The organism is Acinetobacter sp. YH12117 (assembly GCF_013418865.1).
Lineage (GTDB): Bacteria > Pseudomonadota > Gammaproteobacteria > Pseudomonadales > Moraxellaceae > Acinetobacter > Acinetobacter indicus.
Map to the genome: position 1 here is coordinate 47,767 of NZ_VPBF01000011.1, position 22,984 is coordinate 70,750.

Consider the following 22,984-nt stretch of genomic DNA (forward strand, 5'->3'; position numbering starts at 1 on the left):
GCCTTTTTCTGTTGTGCTTATTCTACCGTCACCGATTTGGCCAGGTTACGTGGCTGATCCACATCGGTACCGCGCAGTACCGCGACATGATAGGACAGCAGCTGGACCGGAATACTGTAAACAATTGGCGCCAGCACCGCACTGATTGATGGAATATGTACCACATGCTGACGCTCTTTGGTTTTAACGCCACTGTGCTCATCAGCAAAGACAAACAGCTCGCCACCACGGGCCTGTACTTCTTCCATGTTGGATTTCAGTTTATCCAGCATGTCATCTTTTGGTGCCAGAATCACCACCGGCATTTCATTGTCGACCAGGGCTAGCGGACCATGTTTCAGTTCACCGGCGGCATAACCTTCGGCATGAATATAGGAAATTTCCTTCAGCTTCAGGGCACCTTCAAGCGCAATCGGGAACTGGGTGCCACGGCCGAGGAACAGGCAGTGGTTCTTTTCCACAAACAGCTCGGATAAGTGCAGAATCGCCGGGTTATGTTGCAGGGTATCCAGAATCACTTTTGGCGTATGCCACAATTCCGCGATAATCTCGGTAACCGTCCTGTCTGCAATGCTCTGTTTGACCTGACCAATTTTCAGAATCAGCAGCATCAGCGCAGCCAGTTGCGTGGTAAAGGCTTTGGTTGATGCCACGCCAATTTCCGGTCCAGCCAAAGTTAACAGGCTGTGATGGGTTTCGCGTACCATTGATGAGGTGGCTACGTTACAAATTGCCATGGTGCAGATGTTTAGCGCTTTGGCTGCAGCACGTTTTTGGGTATCGCGTAGTGCAGCCAAGGTATCGGCGGTTTCACCCGATTGGGAAATACAGATATACAGGGTGTTGTTAACAATTACCGGTGCGCGATAGCGGTACTCGCTGGCAATTTCGACCTGACATGGTACATCAATCAGCTGTTCAAACCAGTACTTGGCAATCATGCCGGCATGGTAGCTGGTACCGCAGGCAATAATCTGCACTTGCTGGATGTTGGCGAAGTCCTGCTCGGCCTGGGCCAGAAAGTCTTCACGCAGCGCATTGCCATTTAAGGCCTGAGAGATGGTTTGCTGAATGGCTTCTGGCTGCTCATAAATCTCTTTGAGCATGTAGTGCTTGTATTCACCTTTAGAGGCATTGCTGACCGTCGCATCCAGCTCTTTCACCGGACGGTTCACCAGCTGACCATCAACAAAAACTTCGATGGTTTCACGGGTTAAACGGGCAATATCGCCTTCTTCCAGATAAATAAAGCGGTTGGTGATTGGCAACAACGCCAGCTGATCCGAGCTGATAAAGTTCTCGCCAATCCCGACACCAATCACCAGTGGTGAACCTTCACGAACGGTAATCAGCTCATCCGGGTGGTCGGTATGGATAATACCGAGTGCATAGGCGCCTTTGAGCTGCGGCACCACCTGTTTCACTGCTTCCAGTAAACTTGGGGTGGATTTCAGGGCATCATTGACCAGATGCGCAACCACTTCGGTATCGGTTTGCGAGGTAAATACATAACCAAGCGCTTCCAGATCATCTTTGAGTTCCTGGAAGTTTTCAATAATTCCGTTATGCACCACCGCCACATTGCCTGAAATATGCGGATGGGCATTATTTTCAGTTGGCTTGCCATGAGTCGCCCAGCGTGTATGTGCGATCCCCAACGAACCGGTTAATTCGGCTTCAATAACTGCCTGTTCCAGATTGGCCACTTTCCCGACACGACGTTCACGTAATACATGACCGCCATTGATTAGCGCCAGACCGGCAGAATCATAGCCCCGGTATTCCAGACGCTTTAAGCCTTCAATCAGGATATTGCTAATATTACGTTCTGCAACGCCACCGACGATACCACACATAATCTTTTCCTCTTATTTTTTCAGTTTTTGGGGACGTTGATAATTATCTTTACTCAACTGTTTTGAGCGTTCAAAGGCCAGGCTATGGTCAGCCACATCACGGGTAATTACCGAGCCGGCACCCACCGTTGCGCCGTTGCCAATGGTTACTGGTGCCACCAGCGAGCTGTTTGAGCCAATGAAAGCCGCATCGCCAATGATGGTTTTGAATTTATTGGCGCCGTCATAGTTACAGGTAATGGTGCCTGCGCCAATATTGGAACCGGCACCGACTTCTGCATCGCCTAAATAGGTAAAGTGATTGGCTTTGGAGCCGACACCAATTTGGGTGTTTTTGACTTCAACAAAGTTGCCAATATGCACCTCATTGGCCAGCACTGCACCCGGACGCAAGCGGGCAAATGGACCAATCTGTACATCTTCACCGACAACAGCATTTTCAAAGACGCTGTACGGCTGAACTTTGGTGCCGGCCGCAATTTTGCTGTTTTTAATCACACAGCCTGCGCCAATTTCAACGCGATCGCCGAGCTCGACTTCACCTTCAATAATCACATTGATGTCAATACGTACGTCTTGACCTACTTTGAGTGAACCACGTAAGTCGAAGCGACTTGGATCAATCAGATGCACGCCTTGCTGCATTAACTGTTTGGCCTGGAAGTTCTGGAATTCACGTTCCAAGGCGGCCAGTTGCACCCGGTCATTGACACCTTCGACTTCAAAGGCACGTTCCGGCTGAACCGAAGCCACCTGCATGCCATCGGCAATGGCCATGGCCACAATATCGGTCAGGTAGTATTCGCCCTGTGCGTTGTCATTGGACAGTTTTGGTAACCACTGATGCAGTTTGGCATTGCTGACGCAGTAAATGCCGGTATTGATTTCCTGAATCTGGCGCTGGGCCTCAGAAGCATCTTTATGTTCAACAATGGCCTGAATCTGGCCATTGTCACGTACAATACGGCCGTAACCGGTCGCATCTGGCAGGGTCAGCGTGACCAGACCAATACCGGTAGCCTGACTGGCCTCGACCAGTTGCTGTAAGGTGGCCTGGCTAATGCACGGCACATCACCGGATAGAATAATTGAAACACCATCTTGACCCAGTACCGGCAGCGCCATTTGGACCGCATGTCCGGTCCCGAGCTGCTCGGCCTGTTCCACCCATTGAACCGTTTCATGGGCAAAGGCCTGTTGTACCTGTTCGCCGCCATGGCCATAAATGGTAATAATATTATCTGCTTGTAATTGTTGTGCCGTTTCAATCACGTGACCCAGAAGCGGGCGTCCTGCAAGGGGTTGAAGCACTTTCGGAAGGCTGGAGCGCATACGCGTTCCTTTCCCTGCGGCAAGAATAATCACGGTGGTAGACATGTATAATCCTAGTTATTGCTAAACCAAAATAAAATAAAGATAAATTAAAATACAGATTGCTGCCCAGAGTCCGGCAATCAGATCATCCAGCATAATGCCAAAGCCGCCATCGACCTGACGGTCAATCACCCGGATGGGCCAGGGTTTCCAGACATCAAACAGCCGGAACAGGGCAAAGCCTGCAATGACCCACATCGTATTCATCTGGCCAAAATAGATCAGCGGTAAAAAGGTAATCGACTGTCCGGCAAATTCATCCCAAACAATACGGCCATCATCATGGACGCCCATCACCCGTGCGGTTTGCCCGCAGATATAAATCCCGACCAGTGACATCAGCAGAATCGCCACAACTGAATAGGCAAAACCAAGCCACAGCCACAGCGGAATAAATAGCAGCGCAAAAGCCGAGCCGAAGGTGCCGGGAGCTTTGGGTAACAGGCCTGATCCAAACCCGACCCCACAGAAGACAACCAGGCGGTCGGGCCAGCTCATCGCTTTAAAATGAATGGCAGGTTTAGGCAAAGTGTTGGTATCCCTGGAATTGGAGCGAATGATCTACGCCATTCTGCACAAAATGAAGTTCGGGTGCTGCATGAATTTGTCCAATCTTGGTAACGCGGACATTCAGCGGTTGTTGTAAAAGTTGTTCAAAATGCTGCGGGCTGATGCTAAAGCACAGTTCATAGTCATCGCCGCCAGCCAGCGCATATTGCCAGCGCTGTGTGTCAGGTAAATGACGCAGAGTATCGCTAAGCGGTAACAGATCCAGATCTAGGGTGGCGCCAACCTTTGAGGCTTTAAGAATATGCCCCAAGTCTTGGGCCAGACCATCCGAAACATCAATCATGCTCGAGGCCAGACCTTTCAGTTGCTGGCCCAGTTCGCAGCGCGGGGTTGGATAATCCAGACGCTGCTGCAGTGCATGACCTGGATGCTTCAGGCCAAAGGCGGCATCACCGACGGTGCCGCTGACACAGATATAGTCGCCAGGCTGGGCACCGGCGCGGGTAATCGCCTGACCGGTATCTATCCAGCCCAAGGCGGTCACGGATAAGGTTAAATGCGGACTTTGGGTGGTATCTCCACCAATTAAGCGCACCCCAAATTGATCGCAGCAATCATACAGACCCTGGCTAAAGGCTTTCAGCCAGTCGTGATCAATTTGGGGTAGGCTCAAGGCCAGTAGAATACTGTGCGGCGTGGCACCCATGGCAGCAATATCGGAGAGATTGACTGCAACAGATTTCCAGCCAATGGCATGTGGATCAGTATCTAATGGGAAGTGTCGTCCAGCAACCAGCGTGTCGGCGCAAATCACCAGCTGTTGCTGTGGGGGAGGAGTCAGCACGGCTGAGTCATCACCAACACCTAAGTCGACAGAACTGCCGTGCTGCCGATTGAAATAGGTGTCAATAATGGAAAACTCAGCCATCGCATCAATCTGTCAATTATTTAGATTGCTGTTTTTCTGCTGCACGTAATGAGCTGGCCAAACGGTCAAGAACACCGTTAATGTATTTATGGCTGTCTGCACCGCCAAAATGTTTTGCCAGCTCAATGGCTTCGTCTAAAACCACGCGGTATGGAATTTCCAGATGTTCTTTCAATTCATAGGCGCCCAGACGAAGGGTTGCGAGTTCAACGCCGTCAAGGGCATCAATTTCGCGGTCAAGCACAGGGATTAAGAGCGCATCCAATGCTTCATGATTGGCAACCACTTGAGTCAACAATTCATGATAATAGCCGAGATCCACTTTGTGCATGGCATTTTCGACACGCGTGCGTGCTTCAATCTCGTGCACCGGATTGTGGCTCATCTGCCATTCATAAATTCCTTGTACAGCAAAACGACGTGCTTTACGTTTTGCTGCATAAGTTGCTTGAAGTGTTTGCGACATAGCGTTAAATAGCCTTTAACAAGTTAACCATTTCAATTGCAGTTAAAGCAGCTTCGCTACCTTTATTACCTGCTTTTGTACCCGAGCGTTCAATCGCTTGTTCGATACTATCCGTAGTCAATACACCGTTAATGACCGGTAAGCCAGTGTCCAGGCCAACCACGCCTAAACCTTTGGCACATTCGCCTGCAACAAAGTCGAAGTGAGGCGTACTGCCACGAATCACCGCGCCCAGTGCAATAATGGCATCGAAACGATCAGATGCTGCCAGTTTTTTCGCAACAACCGGAAGTTCCCACGCCCCTGGTGCATGAACAACAGTGATATTATCCTCTGATACACCATGACGTTTCAATGTGTCGATGGCACCTTCCAGCAAATGTTCCACCACAAAGCTATTAAAACGACCAACTAAAATCGCGTAACGGCCTTCGCTCGCGAGATGTAACATACCTTCAATACGGCGAACTGCCATAGCAAACCTCGATGATTTCTTAAGTTGTTTGTTGTGCGGTGACGTATTCCACCACTTCCAAGTTAAAGCCGGACAAGGCATTGAAACGTAATGGCGAGCTGAGCAGCTTCATTTTTTCAACACCTAAATCACGTAAAATCTGTGCACCGACACCAATGGTCTGATACTGCTGAGACAGCGCCGCATTGGATTTACTTTTCTTCGGTGCATTTAAGCTGTCCAGTGCCGGACCTAAATCCTGCAGATGACGCTGGCCAATCCAGACCAATACGCCACGATCACTATTGGCAATTTCTTTTAAGGCACGGTCCAGATTCCAGGCCGGTTCACCATCCTGCTTGTTCAGTTTTAGCAGGTCACGGGTTGGGTTAAAACCATGCACGCGAACGGTGGTCACGCCATCTTTTGGCTCACCTTTGACCAGCGCCAGATGAATATCCGGGTTACCCAGTTCACGGTAACGATACAGGTCAAAGCTGCCATATTCGGTATCAATGCTTTGCTGATCCAGACGCTCAACGGTTTGTTCATTGGTCATGCGGTAATGGATCAGGTCGGCGATGGTGCCCATTTTCAGACCGTGTTTTTCGGCAAACACTTCCAGATCGGCACGGCGCGCCATGGTGCCATCTTCTTTAATAATTTCACAAATCACTGATGCTGGCTCTAGACCGGCCAAACGGGACAGGTCACAGCCGGCTTCAGTATGACCGGCGCGGTGCAGCACACCACCTGGTTGTGCCATCAGCGGGAAAATATGACCCGGCTGGACAATATCGGCCGGTTTGGCATGAGCAGCAACCGCAGTACGAATAGTATGCGCACGTTCAGCCGCGGAAATTCCGGTGGTGATGCCTTCTGCGGCTTCAATCGACAGGGTAAAGTTGGTGCCATGCTGGGCACCGTTGGCATCGACCATGAGTGGCAGGTTTAACTGCTGGCAACGCTCACGGCTTAGGGTCAGGCAGACCAGACCGCGGGCATGGGTAATCATAAAGTTGATGTCTTCCGGGCGAACATGCGTGGCAGCCATGACTAAATCGCCTTCATTTTCACGATCTTCATCATCCATCAAGATAACCATTTTTCCTGCACGGATATCTGCTACGAGCTCTTCAACTGTATTGAGCGGCATCAACCTTCACCTTCTTTTTGTCTCAACGGACATTTTCATGACATTAATTGTGGCATAGTCTAACGCTTTTTCGTAGGTTTTGCCTATGCTTATCCGTTTCCCGGTCTGCTTCATTGTTATACACAGTGGTTGCTGGCTTGAAAAGGGCCGGCGTCTGGAAAAAGCTTGAATTGTGCAGAATATTTAAGCAATTGATCTGTATAAAAATATAAACAGCAGCCCGTAAAAACTGGGAGTTTTTTAAAAACGCTTTTATATATTTAGACTACGATTTAAATCAGCCAGATAAAACAGGAATGGCGAACAGGCTTGGGGTGAGGTTCAAAAATTTTAGAATGGGCAATAAAAAAAGCCCCAATCTTTCGATCAGGGCTTTTTGAATTTGGAGCGGGAAACGAGACTCGAACTCGCGACCCCAACCTTGGCAAGGTCACCGACATAAAATACACTAAATAACATAATTGGTATTTTAATAAACTCTATATATAACAGTTATATAGAGTTTTTATTTTGTATGGTGTAATTTAAGGTAGGGTGGGGTACTTTGATTTTTGGTCACTAATTTATTGTGATAATCAACAATAATAACCAACATTCATATGCTTAATCTAAGAGTGTTTTACTGACTGGTATAATTTTATAATGAGAGGGGTGTTGCCTGGGGCTACGGTTTCTGTTTTGCCTTTTGGCGTAAGACGTACAAATATAAGCTTTCTACTTTTTCACGTGCCCATGGTGTGGTACGCAAGAATCGCAATGATGATTTAACACTTGGGTCTATGCAAAAACTGAACCGTACCGGGTTTGTCGGAGACTTTTTTATTTAAGCTAGGCCACCTGACCTAACGGGTTAATCTTATCATAGTATATTGCTTCAAACTCAAAAGGCGATACATAACCCAGTGCACTGTGTACACGCTTTTTATTGAACCAATCTACCCAGTTTAGTGTCGCAAGTTGTACATCTGCTAAACCTTGCCAATCTGCTTTTAAATATTCAATCACCTCTGTTTTGTATAAGCCATTCACCGTTTCAGCCAGAGCATTATCGTATGAATCACCAGTTGTACCGACTGATGCTCGTAAATTTGCAGCTTCTAAACGATTGGTATAGCGAATGGAAAGATATTGAACACCTCTATCGGAATGATGAATCACATTCTTTGGCATGCCTCGATCGTGCAATGCTTGTTCTAATGCATCAAGCACCATATCTGTATTCATCCGTGTAGATACTTTCCATCCAACAATTGCTCGTGAGAACACATCAATAATAAAGGCGGTATTGAGGAGTTATCCAAGGGTTGTAAAAGGAAAACCTCAAAAATACCCAAGAAAAAGCCAGTCAATCTCTTAACTGACTGGCATTACCGTATACAACGGGCTTTATTTAATGATCAACGCGATTAAACGTATTAAGCGGTTTTCATTGAACCGGTTTCTTCAAATTGGGCATGCCAAGACAAAGCTTCATTCAATAAATGTGGTGTCTGACCACCACGCGCGCAGGCACGTTCAAAATAATAATTTAAACTATCACGGTAATCTGGATGAGCACAGATATCGATAATCTTGCGGGCACGTTCACGCGGTGCCAAACCACGCAGATCTGCCAAACCTTGCTCAGTCACCAGAATATCAACGTCATGATCGGTATGGTCGGTATGGCTGACTAGGGGAACGACTGAAGAAATCGCACCACCTTTGGCATAGGATTTGGTCACAAAGATGGCAATATGCGCATGACGGGTAAAATCTCCCGAGCCTCCAATGCCGTTCATCATCTTGGTTCCAGTAACATGGGTTGAATTCACATTTCCGTAAATATCAAACTCAAGTGCTGTATTAATCGCAATAATCCCGAGACGGCGAATCAGTTCAGGATTATTGGAAAGTTCCTGTGGACGCAAGACAATTTTATCTTTGTATCGATCAAAATTGTTCATCACTCGTGCGGCACAGTCATCGGTCAGGGTCATGGAGCAACCTGAAGCAAAGGCCATCTTGCCTGAATCGATAAGCTGGAAAGTGCAATCCTGCAAGACTTCAGAATACATTTCCAGATTATTGAAATTGGAATGTTCGAAGCCGGCAAAGACCGCATTGGCCACGGAGCCCACACCGGATTGCAGCGGCCCCAGATTTTCAGGTAAACGCCCTGCTGCCACTTCCTGTTCAAAGAAATGAATCAGGTGACTGGCAATCGCCAGCGTTTCTTGATCCGGTTCGTCCATGCCAAAGGAAGTGTCTGGAATCTCATTGATGACAATCGCAGAAATTTTTTCAGGTGCAACATGAATCCCGATTGTTCCAATTTTGTCACTGGCTTGAGTCAGAGGAATTGGCTCGCGGTTTGGGCGCGCTTGAGGTACATAGATATCGTGAACACCTTCTAGCGCGGGATTAATCGTCATATCAATTTCAATAATGACCCGATCTGCCATTTCGATGAAATTTGCAGAATTTCCGCAAGAGCCTGTCGGAATAATCTGACCGTCTTCAGTAATCGCAGTTGCAGCAATTACAGCCACATTAATCGCTGGCAAGTTTTTATGACGGATATTATCGGCCAGTTCAGAGAGATGCTGATCGACATACATCACTTCACCGGCATTAATCGCTTTACGTAAAGAAGGATCTGCCTGATAAGGATAACGGCGGGTTATGACATGTGCTTCATTGAGTTTTCCATCAATCCGGTTCCCCAGACTTGCACCTGTCGCCAAGGTAATATGAATTGGATACTTCTGTGCATATTCAGCCAAGGCCAAAGGCACAGTTTTCGCTTCACCTGCCCCCCCAAAACCACTTAAACCAACTACATCGCCATCTTGAATCAGTTGTAGTGCTTTTTCGACAGATACGACTTTATCTTGTAATCGGAGCAAACGAATGCGCTCTAAACCCTTCATAAAAAATCTCAAAAATATAAAATAAAGAGGCATCTGCTCCTGATGAACCAAGAGCATTAGCGTCTAAATCAATCAATAATTAATTTTGCTAATTCGAGCATTGAATTTTGGCTGGACTTAAACCAGTTCCACTGCAATCGCAGTTGCTTCACCGCCACCGATACACAGTGCGGCAATACCTTTCTTGCCACCAGTACGTTTTAAGGCATGAATCAAGGTCACAATAATACGGGAACCAGAAGACCCCAGTGGATGACCGAGCGCACATGCGCCACCGTTGATGTTGACTTTTGCAGTATCCAGTTTAAAGCCATCAATGGCTAGCATCGTCACCATGGCAAAAGCCTCATTAATTTCCCAGAGGTCCACATCAGCGGCATCCCAACCGGTTTTTTTCAGGACTTTTTCAATCGCACCGACAGGTGCAATGGTGAATTCCGAAGGATGCTGCGAATGGCTGGCATAGGCCAAAATATTAGCCAGCGGTTTTAAGTTACGCTGTGCAGCAATTTCACTAGAGGTGACCACCAGTGCTGAAGCACCGTCTGAAATTGAACTGGCATTTGCTGCGGTAATGGTTCCGTCTTTTTTGAAGGCTGGACGCAAGCTTGGAATTTTGTCCGCTTTGGCATTTAAAGGCTGTTCATCCTGCTCAACCACCACATCGCCTTTACGGTTACTGACAGTGACTGCTACGATTTCATCTTTAAAGAAGCCTTGCTGAACAGCCGTCACCGCTTTGTTTAATGAGCCAATGGCATAATCGTCCTGCTGTTCGCGTGTATAGCCTTTTTTATCTGCCATTTCCTGTGCCAGAATTCCCATCGACAGACCTGTTTCTGCATCTTCCAGACCTTCCTGGAACATGTGATCCGTGACTTTGCCATGTCCCATACGGAAACCGGCACGTGCCTTGTCCATCAAATATGGCGCATTAGACATAGATTCCATGCCACCTGCGACCACAATTTCAGCCGAACCCGCTTTGATTGCATCTGCTGCCTGCATCACCGCTTTCATGCCTGAGCCACAGATTTTATTGATCGTGGTGGCGCCTGTTGAATCCGGTAAGCCGGCTTGACGCATGGCCTGACGTGCCGGGCCCTGTTTTAAACCCGCCGGCAGTACACAGCCCATAATTACTTCATCAATATCGTTTGCAGTTAAACCTGCACGAGCTACAGCTTCCTTGATCGCCACAGCACCCAAATCAGGCGCCGTACAGCTTGAAAGTGAGCCTTGAAAACCGCCCATTGCGGTACGTACAGCTTCTACAATTACAATCATTCTAATCTCATCCTTTTTCATCATTGTTATTTAACACCGCACAGTAGCAGCTCTGCAGTGTTTGTCCTTCGCAATATTTGCCGGTTTAAGCCTGTGCAGTGAAATAGTCTTCAGGTAATTGCATGACCAGTTCTGCACCTGCCTGAATACGTTGAATTCGGGCACTCAAATCCGGGAGAATTTTGGCGACATAATAGTTCGCCAGTACCAATTTGTTCTGGAAATAGCTATCGTCTTTCGTTGATGCAGCTTTGCTGATACGCGCATACATATACACAAAGCTGAGCAAACCCACCGCATGCAGATAATCGACCGCAATCGAGTTGGCAAAGTCCGGATTCAGTTGAGACTGCTCGAGGATAAAGCCGGTGATGTCTTCCAGTTGCTGACAGGTCTCTAATGTCGCCGCTTTAACCGTCAATGAATCATCCAGACCTTGGGCGAACTCGCGGATTTCAGCGATATACTCTGCAATATAAGCACCTTTACATTTGGTGGTTTTACGGCCAATCAGGTCAATTGCCTGTACACCATTGGTGCCTTCATAAATCTGTGAAATGCGCAGATCGCGAATACATTGTTCCATACCCCATTCACGGATATAACCATGACCACCGAAGCACATTTGCGCTTCCAGTGCAGAATCCAATGCTTTATCAGTCAGATATGCTTTGGCAATTGGGGTTAACAGAGCCACACGGTCGGTCGCTTTACGCACAGCTTCAGCATCGGTCGAATATTTGGTGATATCCAGCTGCTGACCGACATAGACAGCAAAGGCACGAGATGCTTCATTGTTGGCGCGCACATTCAGCAACATCCGGCGCACATCACCATGTACCAGAATCGAATCGGCTGGTTTTTCCGGTGATTTCGCACCGGTCGAGGCGCGTCCCTGTAAACGGTCTGTCGCATATTGTGCCGCATTCTGATAAGCAAATTCTGCCGCGCCAATGCCCTGAATTCCCATCGACAGGCGTTCGTAGTTCATCATCACGAACATGCCGGCCAGTCCTTCATTTTCGTTACCGACCATATAAGCTTTGGCACCATCAAAGTTCATGACGCAGGTCGCCGAGCCTTTAATTCCCATCTTATGTTCGATTGAACCCGCAGATACTGCATTACGTTCACCGAGTGAACCATCTGCATTCACTAGAAATTTCGGTACAATAAACAGGGAAATCCCACGTGAACCGGCGGGTGCATTTGGTGTTTTCGCCAGCACCAGATGAATGATATTTTCACTCAGGTCATGTTCACCGCTGGTAATAAAGATTTTGGTGCCACTGATGTTATAGCTGCCATCTTCATTGGGTTCAGCCTTGGTTTTGATTATGCCAAGATCAGTACCCGAATGTGGCTCAGTCAGACACATGGTGCCCGACCATTCGCCCGTATAGAATTTTGGTAAATAGGTTTCTTTCTGTTCTTGTGAAGCACGATCATTAATCGCCATGCCTGCACCCACGGTTAACAGCGGGTAAAGCATAAATGATGGATTGGTACTCCAGATCATTTCATCGGCCAGCACGGTCAGCATTTTTGGCATATTCTGCCCGCCCCATTCTTCACTGGCACCTAAACCTACCCAGCCACCTTCAGCAAACTGCTTAAAGGCATCTTTAAAGCCTGTAGGTGTGGTCACTTCACCATCTTTAAACTGAGCACCACCTTCTTCATCCGCAGGACGATTCAGGTCAAGAATGACATTCTTGGAAAATTTGGCCATCTCTTCCAGAATTGCATTTGCAGTTGCCATATCTAAATGTGCAAGATTTTCATTACCTTGCCAAAATTGTTCAGCTTGAAACACATCATTTAAAATAAATTCCATGTCTTTTAGCGGCGCATTATAAATAGGCATTCTTACATTCCTTAACTGGTGATACTCAATTCTGTTGCTGAGCGTTTTATAATCATTGATTAATGAAAATCTTTTTTATGATTTTACTTCAATCAATGCATATCAATCGAAAGTCATCATCTCGAATTAATCCAGCAGTAAATCTCATTCAACTAAATAAGCGACATAAAATTTAAAAACCAAAGCTTCATGTCACCGTTATTTACTGAACCAAGCAGGCTTAAAATGATTCTTTATTCACCGTTATAATCCTTTGCCAGGACGGTCTTAAACCGAATAATGATTTCACTTGATGTGCTGAAACAATAAAATAATTATGCTGAAAATGGAATTTTATTTAGCAAAGTTGATCTCTAGGGTTCAGTTTTCTTGACAATATTTTTAGCGCAGCTGTATATGACTTTTTTCTACAAGAAATGTTGAATAAATATACAAATTTAGATAAATATCACGACCTTAGTTTTATAGCTATCTTGGGTAAAATTGAATATTCTTGAAAGGTTCTTTTTCGAAAAATATGGACCAAGAGGATGACGACTGTAAGACAGCAGAACTTCCTTCTTCGTAAAGAGAAGATCCTGAGCATGGCTGAAAGCCTGCTACTGGACAATAATCAGGACATTACCCTGAGTGAGCTGGCCAGTGAACTGGACATCGCGAAAGGAACGATCTACAAGCATTTCAAAAGCAAGAACCAGTTATATTTAGAACTAATTATTCTGAATGAAAAAAGAATTCTGGAAATATCAAAAAAATATAATAACGATATTAAAAATTATGTTTCGCAATATATGCTCTATCACATGCTCAATTCCAATCGCACCATCCTGTTGCATGTGATTGAAGAGCGTTTAACCAATAACGAAAAAAATCTGAAAGATTTATTTCAGGAGCTTTATCGGATTCGCGAAGAACGGATTATCCGGATTAAAGACATAACCCATGATTATCTGGTGGCTTTAGAAAGTGCCATGTCGATTCGGGATTATTTGTCTTATATCTGGACCGTGACTTATGGTGCTTCACTATTATTAAATTCGACCAATTATCAAAAAGCGATTGGTTCACGTGAACGCCTGATTAAGCTATATATTAATCAGGCGCTGATGACCCCGGATAAAATCTCATCAGTATAATCACTAAAATAAAAAATGCCTGATTCGATCAGGCATTTTTTATCTGGCTAGGCTTTGTTGCATAAATATGTAAGCATCTGATTTAAATAAATTTAATTTTGGATCAAAAAATAATCAAAACTTCTAAAATCATATAGTTATGAAATCTTTGTGCAACAAAGCCATCTGGCTATATGATTTCATAAGATCACTTTCGCGATCTAACTCGACAACCATCAGGCAGCCACAGGCGGGAAACCATCTTCGGTTAAAGCTGCAACAATCTCAGACTCACTGGCTGTCGATTCAACTTCGACCAGTTTAGTGGCCCCATCAATATTCACAGTGGCATTTTCATCCAGATCTTTAATCGTAGCCGTGACACTGCGCGCGCAGCCACCACAGGTCATGTTTTCAATACGGAATTTCATGTTTAGCTCCATAGGTTCGGTTTAAAGGGCTATTTGCATTTTAGGGTGGGATTTTTATAAATCTCACCGGCTTTGTTGCACAAAGATTTAAAAGGCAGCACTCTGCTCATTTGAACAAAACTCAAGTGACAACTTGGGTATGAGGACGACCTAATTCTGTAAATTTATTCAATACGGCTATGCGTGCATGGATCTCATTTACCTGACGAGGAAAACTCCTTGCCGTTAATTTATCACCTAATAATTTGATGCAATGCATCTTAGTTTCAACCAAACTTCGACGATGATAACCAGACCACTTTTTCCAAAGCGTTCTTCCCAAACGTTTCACTGTTTTTAGTAATTCATTCCGCTCTAAAGATCTCAATTTCTGATCTTTCCTTGGCTTTGCATTTTTCCTTGGTGGAATGATCGCATGTGCAGCTCGATCTAAAATGACTTGTCTGCAGTGCTTCGTATCGTAAGCACCATCGGTATAGACCGAATCAATTCGTTCATCTAAAGGAATTTGAGCAAGTAAATCACCGAGTACTTGCGAATCGCTCACATTATTTGTAGTAAGCTGTACTGCACGTATTTGCAGGGTTTCAGCATCGATATCAATATGCAGCTTACGCCATTGGCGATGATATTCAGGTCCATGTTTCCTACGTTTCCATTCACCTTCACCTAGAAACTTCAAGCCAGTTGAGTCTACAAGTAGATGTAACCCATCACTATTTTTTTGATAGCTAATCGCAATATCAATATGTTTTTGTCTTCGACAAAGCGTACTGTAATCTGGCGCTGTCCAACTTAATCCACATAGTTTAATCAGGCTTTGAACAAAACCTGTGACCATGCGTAGAGAGAGTCTGAATAAAGATTTGATCATTAAACAGCTAGGCTGATCAGCTCTAAAACTCCATTTCACCAAGTCAGGTGCTCGTTTTTGGTCATCTCGGCTACGGGTGGTTTGTTTGTTCTTACCTCGCCAAACACCTTGTATACCTAGCTTTTTCATTAATCGAGCAACACTACAGCGTGCAATAATATAGCCTTCACGTTTCAGTTTTTGCCAGACTTTACGTACACCATACCGACCTGAACTTTCCTTCCAAATTCGTTTAATCTCCTCAGCATGATGCAAGTCATGTAAATCTCGCTTTGCTCGATGTTCTGGATTTTCGCAGAGATCTAGAGTCCGGTAATAGGTTGAAGCTGCGATCGGTAAAATCCTACAAATCGCATCAACACCATATAAATCTTTATTGTTATGGATGAAATCCACCATTATTTGTGTGGGCGGTCGAGCTCCGCCTGGGCGAAAAAAGCGGCTGCTTTACGTAGAATTTCATTGGCACGCTTTAATTCTTTAATTTCACGTTCCATTTGCTTCATTTTTTCTTGATCAGATATCTGTTGTACTTTAATAGGATTTTGCTGATCTAAATGCTTTTGATGCCAGGCACGAAGTGTTTCAGGAGTACAACCAATCTTAGGCGCAATTGCTGTGATTGCGGCCCAAGTAGAAGGATAATCTTTTTCGGATTCAATCAATAATTGAACCGCTCTATCTCGGATTTCAGGGGTATATTTTGGTTTTGTCATCGGGACATTCTCTCAGAATATTGACTCTCCGACAAACCCGGTACGGTTCAGTCTCATAAAATACTCTCCCATACTAAGAATAGGGAATATTATTAGTAATGGAACCGACATTGAATAATGGAAATTCGTTCATCCGTCACTTCATAAACTAATCTATGCTTCTCATCAATTCTACGGCTCCAGAATCCTGAAAGATTTGCTTTTAAAGGTTCTGGTTTTCCAGTTCCTTCAAAGGGTGTTCTTTGACATTCTCTGATTAAGGTATTGATACGTTTGAGTATCTTTTTATCCTGTGTTTGCCAATAGATATATTCATCCCAGGCATTTTCAGTCCATTCGACATTACGACTCGTCATCTTTAATCAACTCTCTTTGTTTGGTTTTACCTGCGCGTAATTGAGTAATTGATTCGTTTAAACGAGTGGTATTATTTGGAGATGAAAGCAGATATAACGTTTCCATTAAACTGTCGTAATGATCTTGTCCCATTACTACAGCATGACCGCCTTCTTTTCTTGTAATGAAAGCGACATCTGCATCATCAATAACTTTATCTAAAACAGATTTTAAGTTGTTACGTGCGTCTGTATATGTAAATACATGCATATATTTCTCCCTCATAAAGTAAGCTGTGTTAAAACGCTACTGACTAGATGATAGTGATTGAACTTTACAATCTAAAATGTACAGAATTCTGTACATGTTGTCAATTTTGTGTAACAGTTTTATATCAAATAGGCTTTGTTGCATAAAGATTTCATAACTATATGATTTTAAAAGTTTTGATTATTTTTTGATCCAAAATTAAATTTATTTAAATCAGATGCTTACATATTTATACAACAGAGCCGACTGAAGATACTATTAAATTAAAGAAGTCCAATTAGATATTTACAATCTAATAGAGTCTAACAACTTGCTTTAAGCTCTATTAATTTTGCATGGTGTCACGAGGAACCGGGATTTGCTATCAGTTCAATCTGGAATATCTGGCCCCAGTAGTCTGAAGCAATGGGGTCGATGGGCAGGGCTCTGCCTTTGCTGATACCTCAGGCAGCTTAAAAGTATTTACGCCAGCCAATAGAAAAAACACCAAAGTTCACTACCAGATAGCGAGTTATAATTTAAATTTGAGTGAGTTGGGGGGATGCTTCAAATTATAAATCTTTGTGCAACAAAGCCCTACTATTCTGAAATGACAGCTTTGTCCGTTATAATTGTATAAACATTTTTAGTGTCTGGTAATTATGTCCTCATTGATCAATTTTCTATCTCGCTTTAGTACTGCAACTCTTCAGCGCAGCCAGAGCTATGCTAAATACATTGATAGGAAAACGATTGAGTTCTTTGAAGAAAATGACGATGTCACGATGTATGCCCAAATTGAAGGGACAGATTATTACGATACTGCAATTACCTATAATCTTAAAAAGGACCGTTTAATTGATGACGACTGCACTTGTCCGGTTGGATATAACTGTAAACATGCTGCTGCTTTAGCCAAATTATTTTATCAAGAATATCGAGAAGGATATCTGAAGAGCTATGTTGACTCTCAGTCATCATCTCACACTCAAAAAGATCGGGTTGCAATTAATCAAGCACAACGCTGGTTAAGTGAGTTTAAGCAGTATTTACAACATACCCAGTTAGAGCAGCAAAAGACAACGAGTAATTATTTACTTTATTATTTAGATCAGCCTTTAGGTCTATTCGGGTTAAAACTTGAGGTTCGCAAAGGTAGACGTAATAAAAGTGGGACGATCACAGGTGTCAGTTCTTATACTGAATATGGCAATATTCTAAAAAAACGTCTGTCTTTGCCTGATGGGAAGCGACAATTATTTAATCAAATTTATTATTATGCCAAGCTCAATCAGAATGAGTTTTCTTATGGAAATAGTCTTGATATATCAGGCATTGTTTTAGAGCATTTTAAATCTTTCATTCAGAGTGGTGATGTCTATTGGAAACAAAAAAGTGATGCTCCACTTACATGGTCAGAACAAAGCTATCAGCTTGAATTTTCTTGGCAAAAGAGCATTGAAAAACAGACTGAGCTCTTAGATTTTGAGTTGGTCAATGGAAATGTTCGACTCAATTTAAAATCGAATCCACATCTTCAAATTCTTGTAAGTCAGCCACTTTGTTATATCGATATTCACAAGAATACGGTAGGGCAACTCTATAGTGAATATACATCGGATTTACTGTACTACCTTTGGCGGATGCCAGAGATGCCTGCGACGGTTTTGACTGAGTTTGAGCAGCTTACTCATCAATCTACAACGATACATAACTTGCCGAAACCTAGGTTTCTTCAAGAGATTGAAGTCTTACAGGGTAATCCCCAGCCAATTTTACGCTTCGGTGTTTTAGATAAATTTGATTGGAAATGGGAAGAGTCTGTTTGTGCTGAAATTGAATTCTCCTATGCAGGTGGGCGAATTAAAGCAGGTACATCAGGTGACAGTTTTATTGGTGAACAGCATGGCAAAATGGTGCGACAGCTTCGGGACTTAGTTCAGGAACAACAGTCAATCCAGCGTTTACAGCTATTGGTCGAATCACTGAAGTGGGTGAAAGATCTTAGTTATGACCAGCAATTAAAACTGGATAAACAACGTCTTGATTCTATGGTTTTTGCTTTCTATGGAGACTGGATCAAACAGCTCATGCCCATCAATCAAATTGAGTTGATGGGCTGGCAGATAGAGCATCTGGAAAACAGCCCCTTTAACCTGCAATATGTCGAAAATTTAAATATTTCTATCACTGAATCTGAAGGTCAGCAGGACTGGTTCAATATCGGGGCGACGGTTCAAGACAGTGCAGGTAATTCTTATAATTTGCTTGATGCACTTGTGGCTTTGGTGAAAGAACAGCCTGATTTACTTGATCCGCGGACTTTTATTCATCTGCATGACAGTCAAATTTTCACCGTGAAAACTGCAGTTGATCAACCTGATTTGGCTCTATCCGCTAGGGATATTAAGCCGGTATTGTTGCATCTGCAGAGCATTTTACAGCAAGAAGAGCGCAGTATTGATCGCTATGATGCGAGTCAATTATTAGAATTGCAGCATAATCTTGGGATGACATGGCAGGTCAGTGATCGCCTGCAGCAATTTGTACAGAAATTCAAACAAGGCTATCAGCAACAACTGCCGACACCACAAGGTTTTCAGGGGGAGTTGCGTCCATACCAGCAGCAGGGCTTAGGCTGGTTACAGTTTTTAAGGGAAACCCAGCATGGTGGGATTCTGGCGGATGATATGGGTTTGGGTAAAACAGCACAAACTTTAGCCCACTTACTCATGGAAAAGCAGGCTGGTCATTTGCAGGACAGACCCGCCTTAATTGTTGCACCCACATCGCTGATGCATAACTGGTTCAAAGAAGCGGAGAAATTTACCCCTGAGCTCAAGGTATTGCTGCTACAGGGGCCCGATCGCCATCAGTATTTTGAGCAGATTCCGCACTATGATATTGTGTTAACCACCTATCCGCTTCTGGCGAGAGATGAAGAGCAACTAAAGCAATATGAATATCATCAACTCATTTTGGATGAGGCGCAGAATATCAAAAATCCGCGCGCCAAAGCTGCACAGGTAGTACGGCAATTAACAGCGCGACATCGTCTATGTCTAACCGGTACACCTATGGAAAATCATTTGGGTGAGCTGTGGGCACTATTTTATTTCCTGATGCCAGGATTTTTATATTCACAAGAAATTTTTAATAAAAAGTACCGTCATCCGATTGAAAAGCGCGGTGATGAGCAGTTAAGACAAAAGTTGGTCAACCGGATTAAGCCCTTCATTTTACGTCGCTTGAAAACTGACGTAGCCAAAGAGTTGCCAGAAAAAACCACGATTGAAGTCAATATTGACATGAATGAGCAGCAATCCAAGCTATATGAGGCTGTTCGTGCCACGATGCAGGCAAGCATTCAGAAAATTGTGGCAGAAAAAGGCTTTAAACGTAGTCAAATTCAAATTTTAGATGCCTTACTGAAGCTACGTCAGGTGTGCTGCCATCCTAGCTTACTGAAACTGGATTCAGTTAAAACCGGGCAGGCGCATTCTGCCAAACTTGAACAGTTGATGGATATGGTTGTTCCAATGGTGGAAGAGGGGCGAAAAATTCTTATCTTCTCTCAGTTTACTTCAATGTTGGAACTGATTGAACAACAACTCCATCACGCAGAAATTGGCTATGTGAAGCTGACTGGAAAGACCAAAAAGCGAGATGAAGTTATTACTGCATTTCAGTCTGGACAAGTGCCTGTGTTTTTAATCAGTCTGAAAGCAGGAGGGGTCGGTCTGAATTTAACAGCCGCAGATACAGTCATTCACTATGATCCATGGTGGAACCCTGCTGCTGAGGATCAAGCTTCAGATCGTGCATGGCGGATTGGACAGGACAAACCGGTATTTGTGTATAAACTGATTACCAACCAAAGCATAGAAGAGAAAATTATTGCCTTGCAGCAAAATAAAGCCGAACTGGCACAGTCAATTTTAAGCACCGATCATGAGGGAGAAGCGAAACTGACGGAAAATGATGTGATGAACTTGTTTGAGAAATTTTAGTTTGGTTACTGGTTGCCCTAATCACCTGTAAGTATCTGAAAGTCTGGATGCAATTTTTTCCAATGTTCTCTTAATTTTTCTTTATGAGCAGGAATCATAGGTAAGTCTAGTAATAGCACTGGCCATACTGACCGTGCTTTGTCCATGATCGCGTGAAGTTGTTTTTCAATAACACGCCATGGAACACCGACTTTTTCAGCCCATTCTTCAAAGTGTTTCATCTCAGCTAAATACCAATCTTTATTTTTGGCAAGATTTAATGCGAAATGACGCTCATTTTCAATATATACACTGGTCATTAATATATCGTATGCGGGAGATAATCTGGGTGCACTTTTATCATGATAAATCATACTCCAGTTTTTTAAGTGCGCATCTCCATTGGCGAGTAAAATATTGACGAGTAAGCGGCTGGCAAATTGCTGAATATCAATAATTTTGTTATCTGAAAATTGATAAATGATCTTTCCTATCTGCTCATAATTTGTGGTGCTGTATTTCTGATATGGATATGCGCCGAAGATCTGAGCAAAATCTTCGATGTGAATAAGCTCTGTAGTATCAGCAGTATTCTGTCTATCAAATCTTTTGATTGCGAAAGCATATTGCTCTTGGGGTAAATTTAATGGTGGAAGGTCTTGTAAAAGGGCCATATCCACCAAGCGAATCTCAGGGACATCTATTCCGACCGTTTTGGCAAGGGTCATCATAGAATATTCATTTAGCGGAACAAAAGCATGTCTGGAAGAAGGAGTTTTGATAATCCAGTCCCCGAGTAGAGTCGTTTCCGTTGCCTGTGCTAGTGTAAAACGCCCATCTTTGGCTTTCATGGAAAACTTCATTTGGACGCCGGCCAAGGAAAACTTATTATCTGTTCGAATCTCTTGCTTTAAAATTTGATCTGGATTCGAGATCTGCAGTTTGAATTTTATTTCATCTGGAATTTTTTCTGGATCTAATGGAGTCGCAATGAGTGCTCCAGGTAAATCATGACCTAAATCTGCCAATAACTGAAATTCATTGTCTATATGTACTTTGAGGCTTTGTGCAATCAGTTCACGTAATGCCCCTTCTGGTAGCAAGTTTGATAGCAAGGGGTGTAAGCGCTGATGTGTAACATAGGTCTTTTCTAAAATTTTATCCGCTTGAGGATACAAGGGGGAAGTCAGCAGGCTCAAGGTCGGACGTTGCTGATCAAAGCGGAAAGAATCTGTAAAAACCAGAATATTTTTTCCGCTCTGAAATCCTGCCAAGTATCCAACGACAGCGTGATGTAATGTTAATTTCAGGACGGCAACAGTATTCATGGTTCCTCTCCTCCGAGAAGACCCTTCCATGGGTTAGTCATTAAGTCATCCTGATCTTCAATAGTGACTTTAATTTCATCATTCAATAATTGTCTAATCAAATGAACCTTATCATCAGGGATGAGCATCAGTTGAGCATTTAATCCTGCCGCGATAATTTCTAAGGTCTCTAATCGAGGGTTACCCTGACTTTCCAGCTTTTGGTATTGCTGTCTTGAAATGCCTGTACGGGATTGCATATCAACTTGCTTTAAGCCCAATTGGGTTCGTCTTTTTTTGATTTGCTGAAGTAAAGACTTATTCATTGTAGATACATTTATTGCTTTTAGGTCATATAAGAAACATATTAGTTTCTTTTTTTTTGAAAAGCAATTTATGAATTTATCATTTCGATCTATAAAAGCCTTAGCTACGTAGTGATCTGAAATCACTCTGAAAATACAGTTAAAATACGCGGTTCAATTTACCTTAATCTCCTTACGTAATTGGCAGCCAGATCTGAACTGTTGGCAACTCTCTGGCAAAATTCCCTGGCAGCCCTGTATTTAACTGCCTAGCGCAATCTGATAATACCCTAGTATTCAACAAGCATGTATAGGTAAGGCAAAAGGGAATATCTATCATAGTTAAAGTTAATGGTAAGGCTATTACTGGTAAATGCGATGTAATCTTTAAGCCTAATATGCGTGGCTAAGTTTTCCTTAAATGTTCAGCAAAACTCACTAGGAAGTAGACAATCATATCAAGCCAAATTTAAACTGGAGTCACATTGCTGCTTATGCCTAAAAAGGCTTGTGATTTCAGTTTTTATTCAATCGCTTTAAAGACAATTCTACTTTTCAGTTCTTCGTAAATAGCTGCAATGGTAAGCATCCGGCTAACCCATCTTACCAAGGAGTTTGAAGCAATATACTATGATAAGATTAACCCGTTAGGTCAGGTGTCCTAACTTAAATAAAAAGTCTCCGACAAACCCGGTACGGTTCAGTTTTAGAAAAGGGTTCTTATCTTTTTGATTTATTGAAGGCACCATTTGGTCACCAATTTTGATATAGCACTTTTGTAAACTTACTTTTTTGAGAATAAAGATCTCTTATAAAGAAAAATATTTAATAAAATCAATAAAAAAAGCCCCA

17 protein-coding genes, 4 pseudogenes and 1 other annotated feature are annotated in these 22,984 nt (G+C 43.5%); of the genes and pseudogenes, 2 read left to right on the top strand and 19 right to left on the bottom strand.

The window, feature by feature from the left end:
* Window positions 1-17 precede the first annotated feature (17 nt).
* The 12 genes and pseudogenes from glmS to FTU55_RS06030 all read right to left on the bottom strand — a co-directional run bounded on the left by glmS (window position 18) and on the right by FTU55_RS06030 (window position 12,810).
* Window positions 18-1,856 (bottom strand): glutamine--fructose-6-phosphate transaminase (isomerizing), encoded by a 1,839-nt coding sequence (gene glmS / locus FTU55_RS05975; protein WP_180046494.1) that lies wholly within the window; start codon window positions 1,854-1,856, stop codon window positions 18-20.
* Window positions 1,857-1,868: 12 nt separating this feature from the next.
* Window positions 1,869-3,233 (bottom strand): bifunctional UDP-N-acetylglucosamine diphosphorylase/glucosamine-1-phosphate N-acetyltransferase GlmU, encoded by a 1,365-nt coding sequence (gene glmU / locus FTU55_RS05980; RefSeq protein WP_180046496.1) that lies wholly within the window; start codon window positions 3,231-3,233, stop codon window positions 1,869-1,871.
* Between the two features lie 18 nt (window positions 3,234-3,251).
* Window positions 3,252-3,728, bottom strand: a complete 477-nt coding sequence (locus FTU55_RS05985; RefSeq protein ID WP_104472366.1) for a phosphatidylglycerophosphatase A — start codon at window positions 3,726-3,728, stop codon at window positions 3,252-3,254.
* A 22-nt stretch (window positions 3,729-3,750) separates the two neighbouring features.
* Entirely contained in the window at window positions 3,751-4,668 is a 918-nt protein-coding gene (gene thiL, locus FTU55_RS05990; RefSeq protein WP_104505833.1) for a thiamine-phosphate kinase, read from the bottom strand.
* A gap of 16 nt (window positions 4,669-4,684) precedes the next feature.
* Entirely contained in the window at window positions 4,685-5,134 is a 450-nt protein-coding gene (gene nusB / locus FTU55_RS05995; RefSeq protein WP_005181335.1) for a transcription antitermination factor NusB, read from the bottom strand.
* Between the two features lie 4 nt (window positions 5,135-5,138).
* Window positions 5,139-5,609: a 6,7-dimethyl-8-ribityllumazine synthase gene (ribE, locus tag FTU55_RS06000; protein WP_005181338.1), complete on the bottom strand. Its 471-nt coding sequence runs from the start codon at window positions 5,607-5,609 to the stop codon at window positions 5,139-5,141.
* 19 nt (window positions 5,610-5,628) lie between these two features.
* The gene (gene ribBA / locus FTU55_RS06005; protein WP_016658863.1) at window positions 5,629-6,744 is read right to left on the bottom strand and encodes a bifunctional 3,4-dihydroxy-2-butanone-4-phosphate synthase/GTP cyclohydrolase II; all 1,116 of its coding nucleotides are present in this window, start codon (window positions 6,742-6,744) and stop codon (window positions 5,629-5,631) included.
* 664 nt (window positions 6,745-7,408) lie between these two features.
* Window positions 7,409-7,531: pseudogene (locus FTU55_RS06010) on the bottom strand (VF530 family DNA-binding protein); the annotation flags it as partial.
* A gap of 41 nt (window positions 7,532-7,572) precedes the next feature.
* Window positions 7,573-8,028, bottom strand: a pseudogene (locus FTU55_RS06015) (IS3 family transposase); the annotation flags it as partial.
* A 131-nt stretch (window positions 8,029-8,159) separates the two neighbouring features.
* Complete coding sequence (locus FTU55_RS06020) at window positions 8,160-9,656, bottom strand: succinate CoA transferase (protein WP_180046498.1); 1,497 nt, start codon at window positions 9,654-9,656, stop codon at window positions 8,160-8,162.
* A 117-nt stretch (window positions 9,657-9,773) separates the two neighbouring features.
* Window positions 9,774-10,949 (bottom strand): thiolase family protein, encoded by a 1,176-nt coding sequence (locus FTU55_RS06025; protein WP_171062587.1) that lies wholly within the window; start codon window positions 10,947-10,949, stop codon window positions 9,774-9,776.
* Between the two features lie 79 nt (window positions 10,950-11,028).
* Window positions 11,029-12,810 (bottom strand): acyl-CoA dehydrogenase C-terminal domain-containing protein, encoded by a 1,782-nt coding sequence (locus tag FTU55_RS06030; RefSeq protein ID WP_180046500.1) that lies wholly within the window; start codon window positions 12,808-12,810, stop codon window positions 11,029-11,031.
* Window positions 12,811-13,340: 530 nt separating this feature from the next.
* On the opposite strand from FTU55_RS06030, the gene FTU55_RS06035 reads away from it, so the two are divergent.
* Entirely contained in the window at window positions 13,341-13,946 is a 606-nt protein-coding gene (locus tag FTU55_RS06035; RefSeq protein WP_180046502.1) for a TetR/AcrR family transcriptional regulator, read from the top strand.
* 215 nt (window positions 13,947-14,161) lie between these two features.
* On the opposite strand, the gene FTU55_RS06040 is transcribed toward FTU55_RS06035, so the two are convergent.
* The 5 genes and pseudogenes from FTU55_RS06040 to FTU55_RS06060 form a co-directional block, all read right to left on the bottom strand.
* Window positions 14,162-14,356, bottom strand: a complete 195-nt coding sequence (locus FTU55_RS06040; RefSeq protein ID WP_180046503.1) for a heavy-metal-associated domain-containing protein — start codon at window positions 14,354-14,356, stop codon at window positions 14,162-14,164.
* Window positions 14,357-14,477: 121 nt separating this feature from the next.
* Window positions 14,478-15,236 (bottom strand): annotated as a pseudogene (locus FTU55_RS06045) (IS5 family transposase); the annotation flags it as partial.
* Window positions 15,225-15,946 (bottom strand): annotated as a pseudogene (locus tag FTU55_RS06050) (IS3 family transposase); the annotation flags it as partial. The pseudogenes FTU55_RS06050 and FTU55_RS06045, both read right to left, overlap by 12 nt.
* Window positions 15,555-15,671: a sequence feature (AL1L pseudoknot), on the bottom strand. It overlaps the preceding pseudogene by 117 nt.
* Before the next feature lie 92 nt (window positions 15,947-16,038).
* The gene (locus tag FTU55_RS06055; RefSeq protein WP_000203952.1) at window positions 16,039-16,302 is read right to left on the bottom strand and encodes a Txe/YoeB family addiction module toxin; all 264 of its coding nucleotides are present in this window, start codon (window positions 16,300-16,302) and stop codon (window positions 16,039-16,041) included.
* Window positions 16,289-16,552: a type II toxin-antitoxin system Phd/YefM family antitoxin gene (locus FTU55_RS06060; protein WP_180046505.1), complete on the bottom strand. Its 264-nt coding sequence runs from the start codon at window positions 16,550-16,552 to the stop codon at window positions 16,289-16,291. Before FTU55_RS06060 ends, FTU55_RS06055 begins: the two co-directional genes overlap by 14 nt.
* A 641-nt stretch (window positions 16,553-17,193) precedes the next feature.
* On the opposite strand from FTU55_RS06060, the gene FTU55_RS06065 reads away from it, so the two are divergent.
* Window positions 17,194-20,541, top strand: coding sequence for a DEAD/DEAH box helicase (locus FTU55_RS06065; RefSeq protein ID WP_180046507.1), 3,348 nt, complete (start codon window positions 17,194-17,196; stop codon window positions 20,539-20,541).
* A gap of 17 nt (window positions 20,542-20,558) precedes the next feature.
* Here the strand turns inward: FTU55_RS06065 and FTU55_RS06070 are convergent, their stop codons facing one another.
* Both FTU55_RS06070 and FTU55_RS06075 read right to left on the bottom strand, forming a co-directional pair.
* Window positions 20,559-21,848 (bottom strand): type II toxin-antitoxin system HipA family toxin, encoded by a 1,290-nt coding sequence (locus FTU55_RS06070; RefSeq protein WP_180046509.1) that lies wholly within the window; start codon window positions 21,846-21,848, stop codon window positions 20,559-20,561.
* Window positions 21,845-22,153, bottom strand: coding sequence for a helix-turn-helix transcriptional regulator (locus FTU55_RS06075; RefSeq protein WP_004282130.1), 309 nt, complete (start codon window positions 22,151-22,153; stop codon window positions 21,845-21,847). Before FTU55_RS06075 ends, FTU55_RS06070 begins: the two co-directional genes overlap by 4 nt.
* Window positions 22,154-22,984 lie beyond the last annotated feature (831 nt).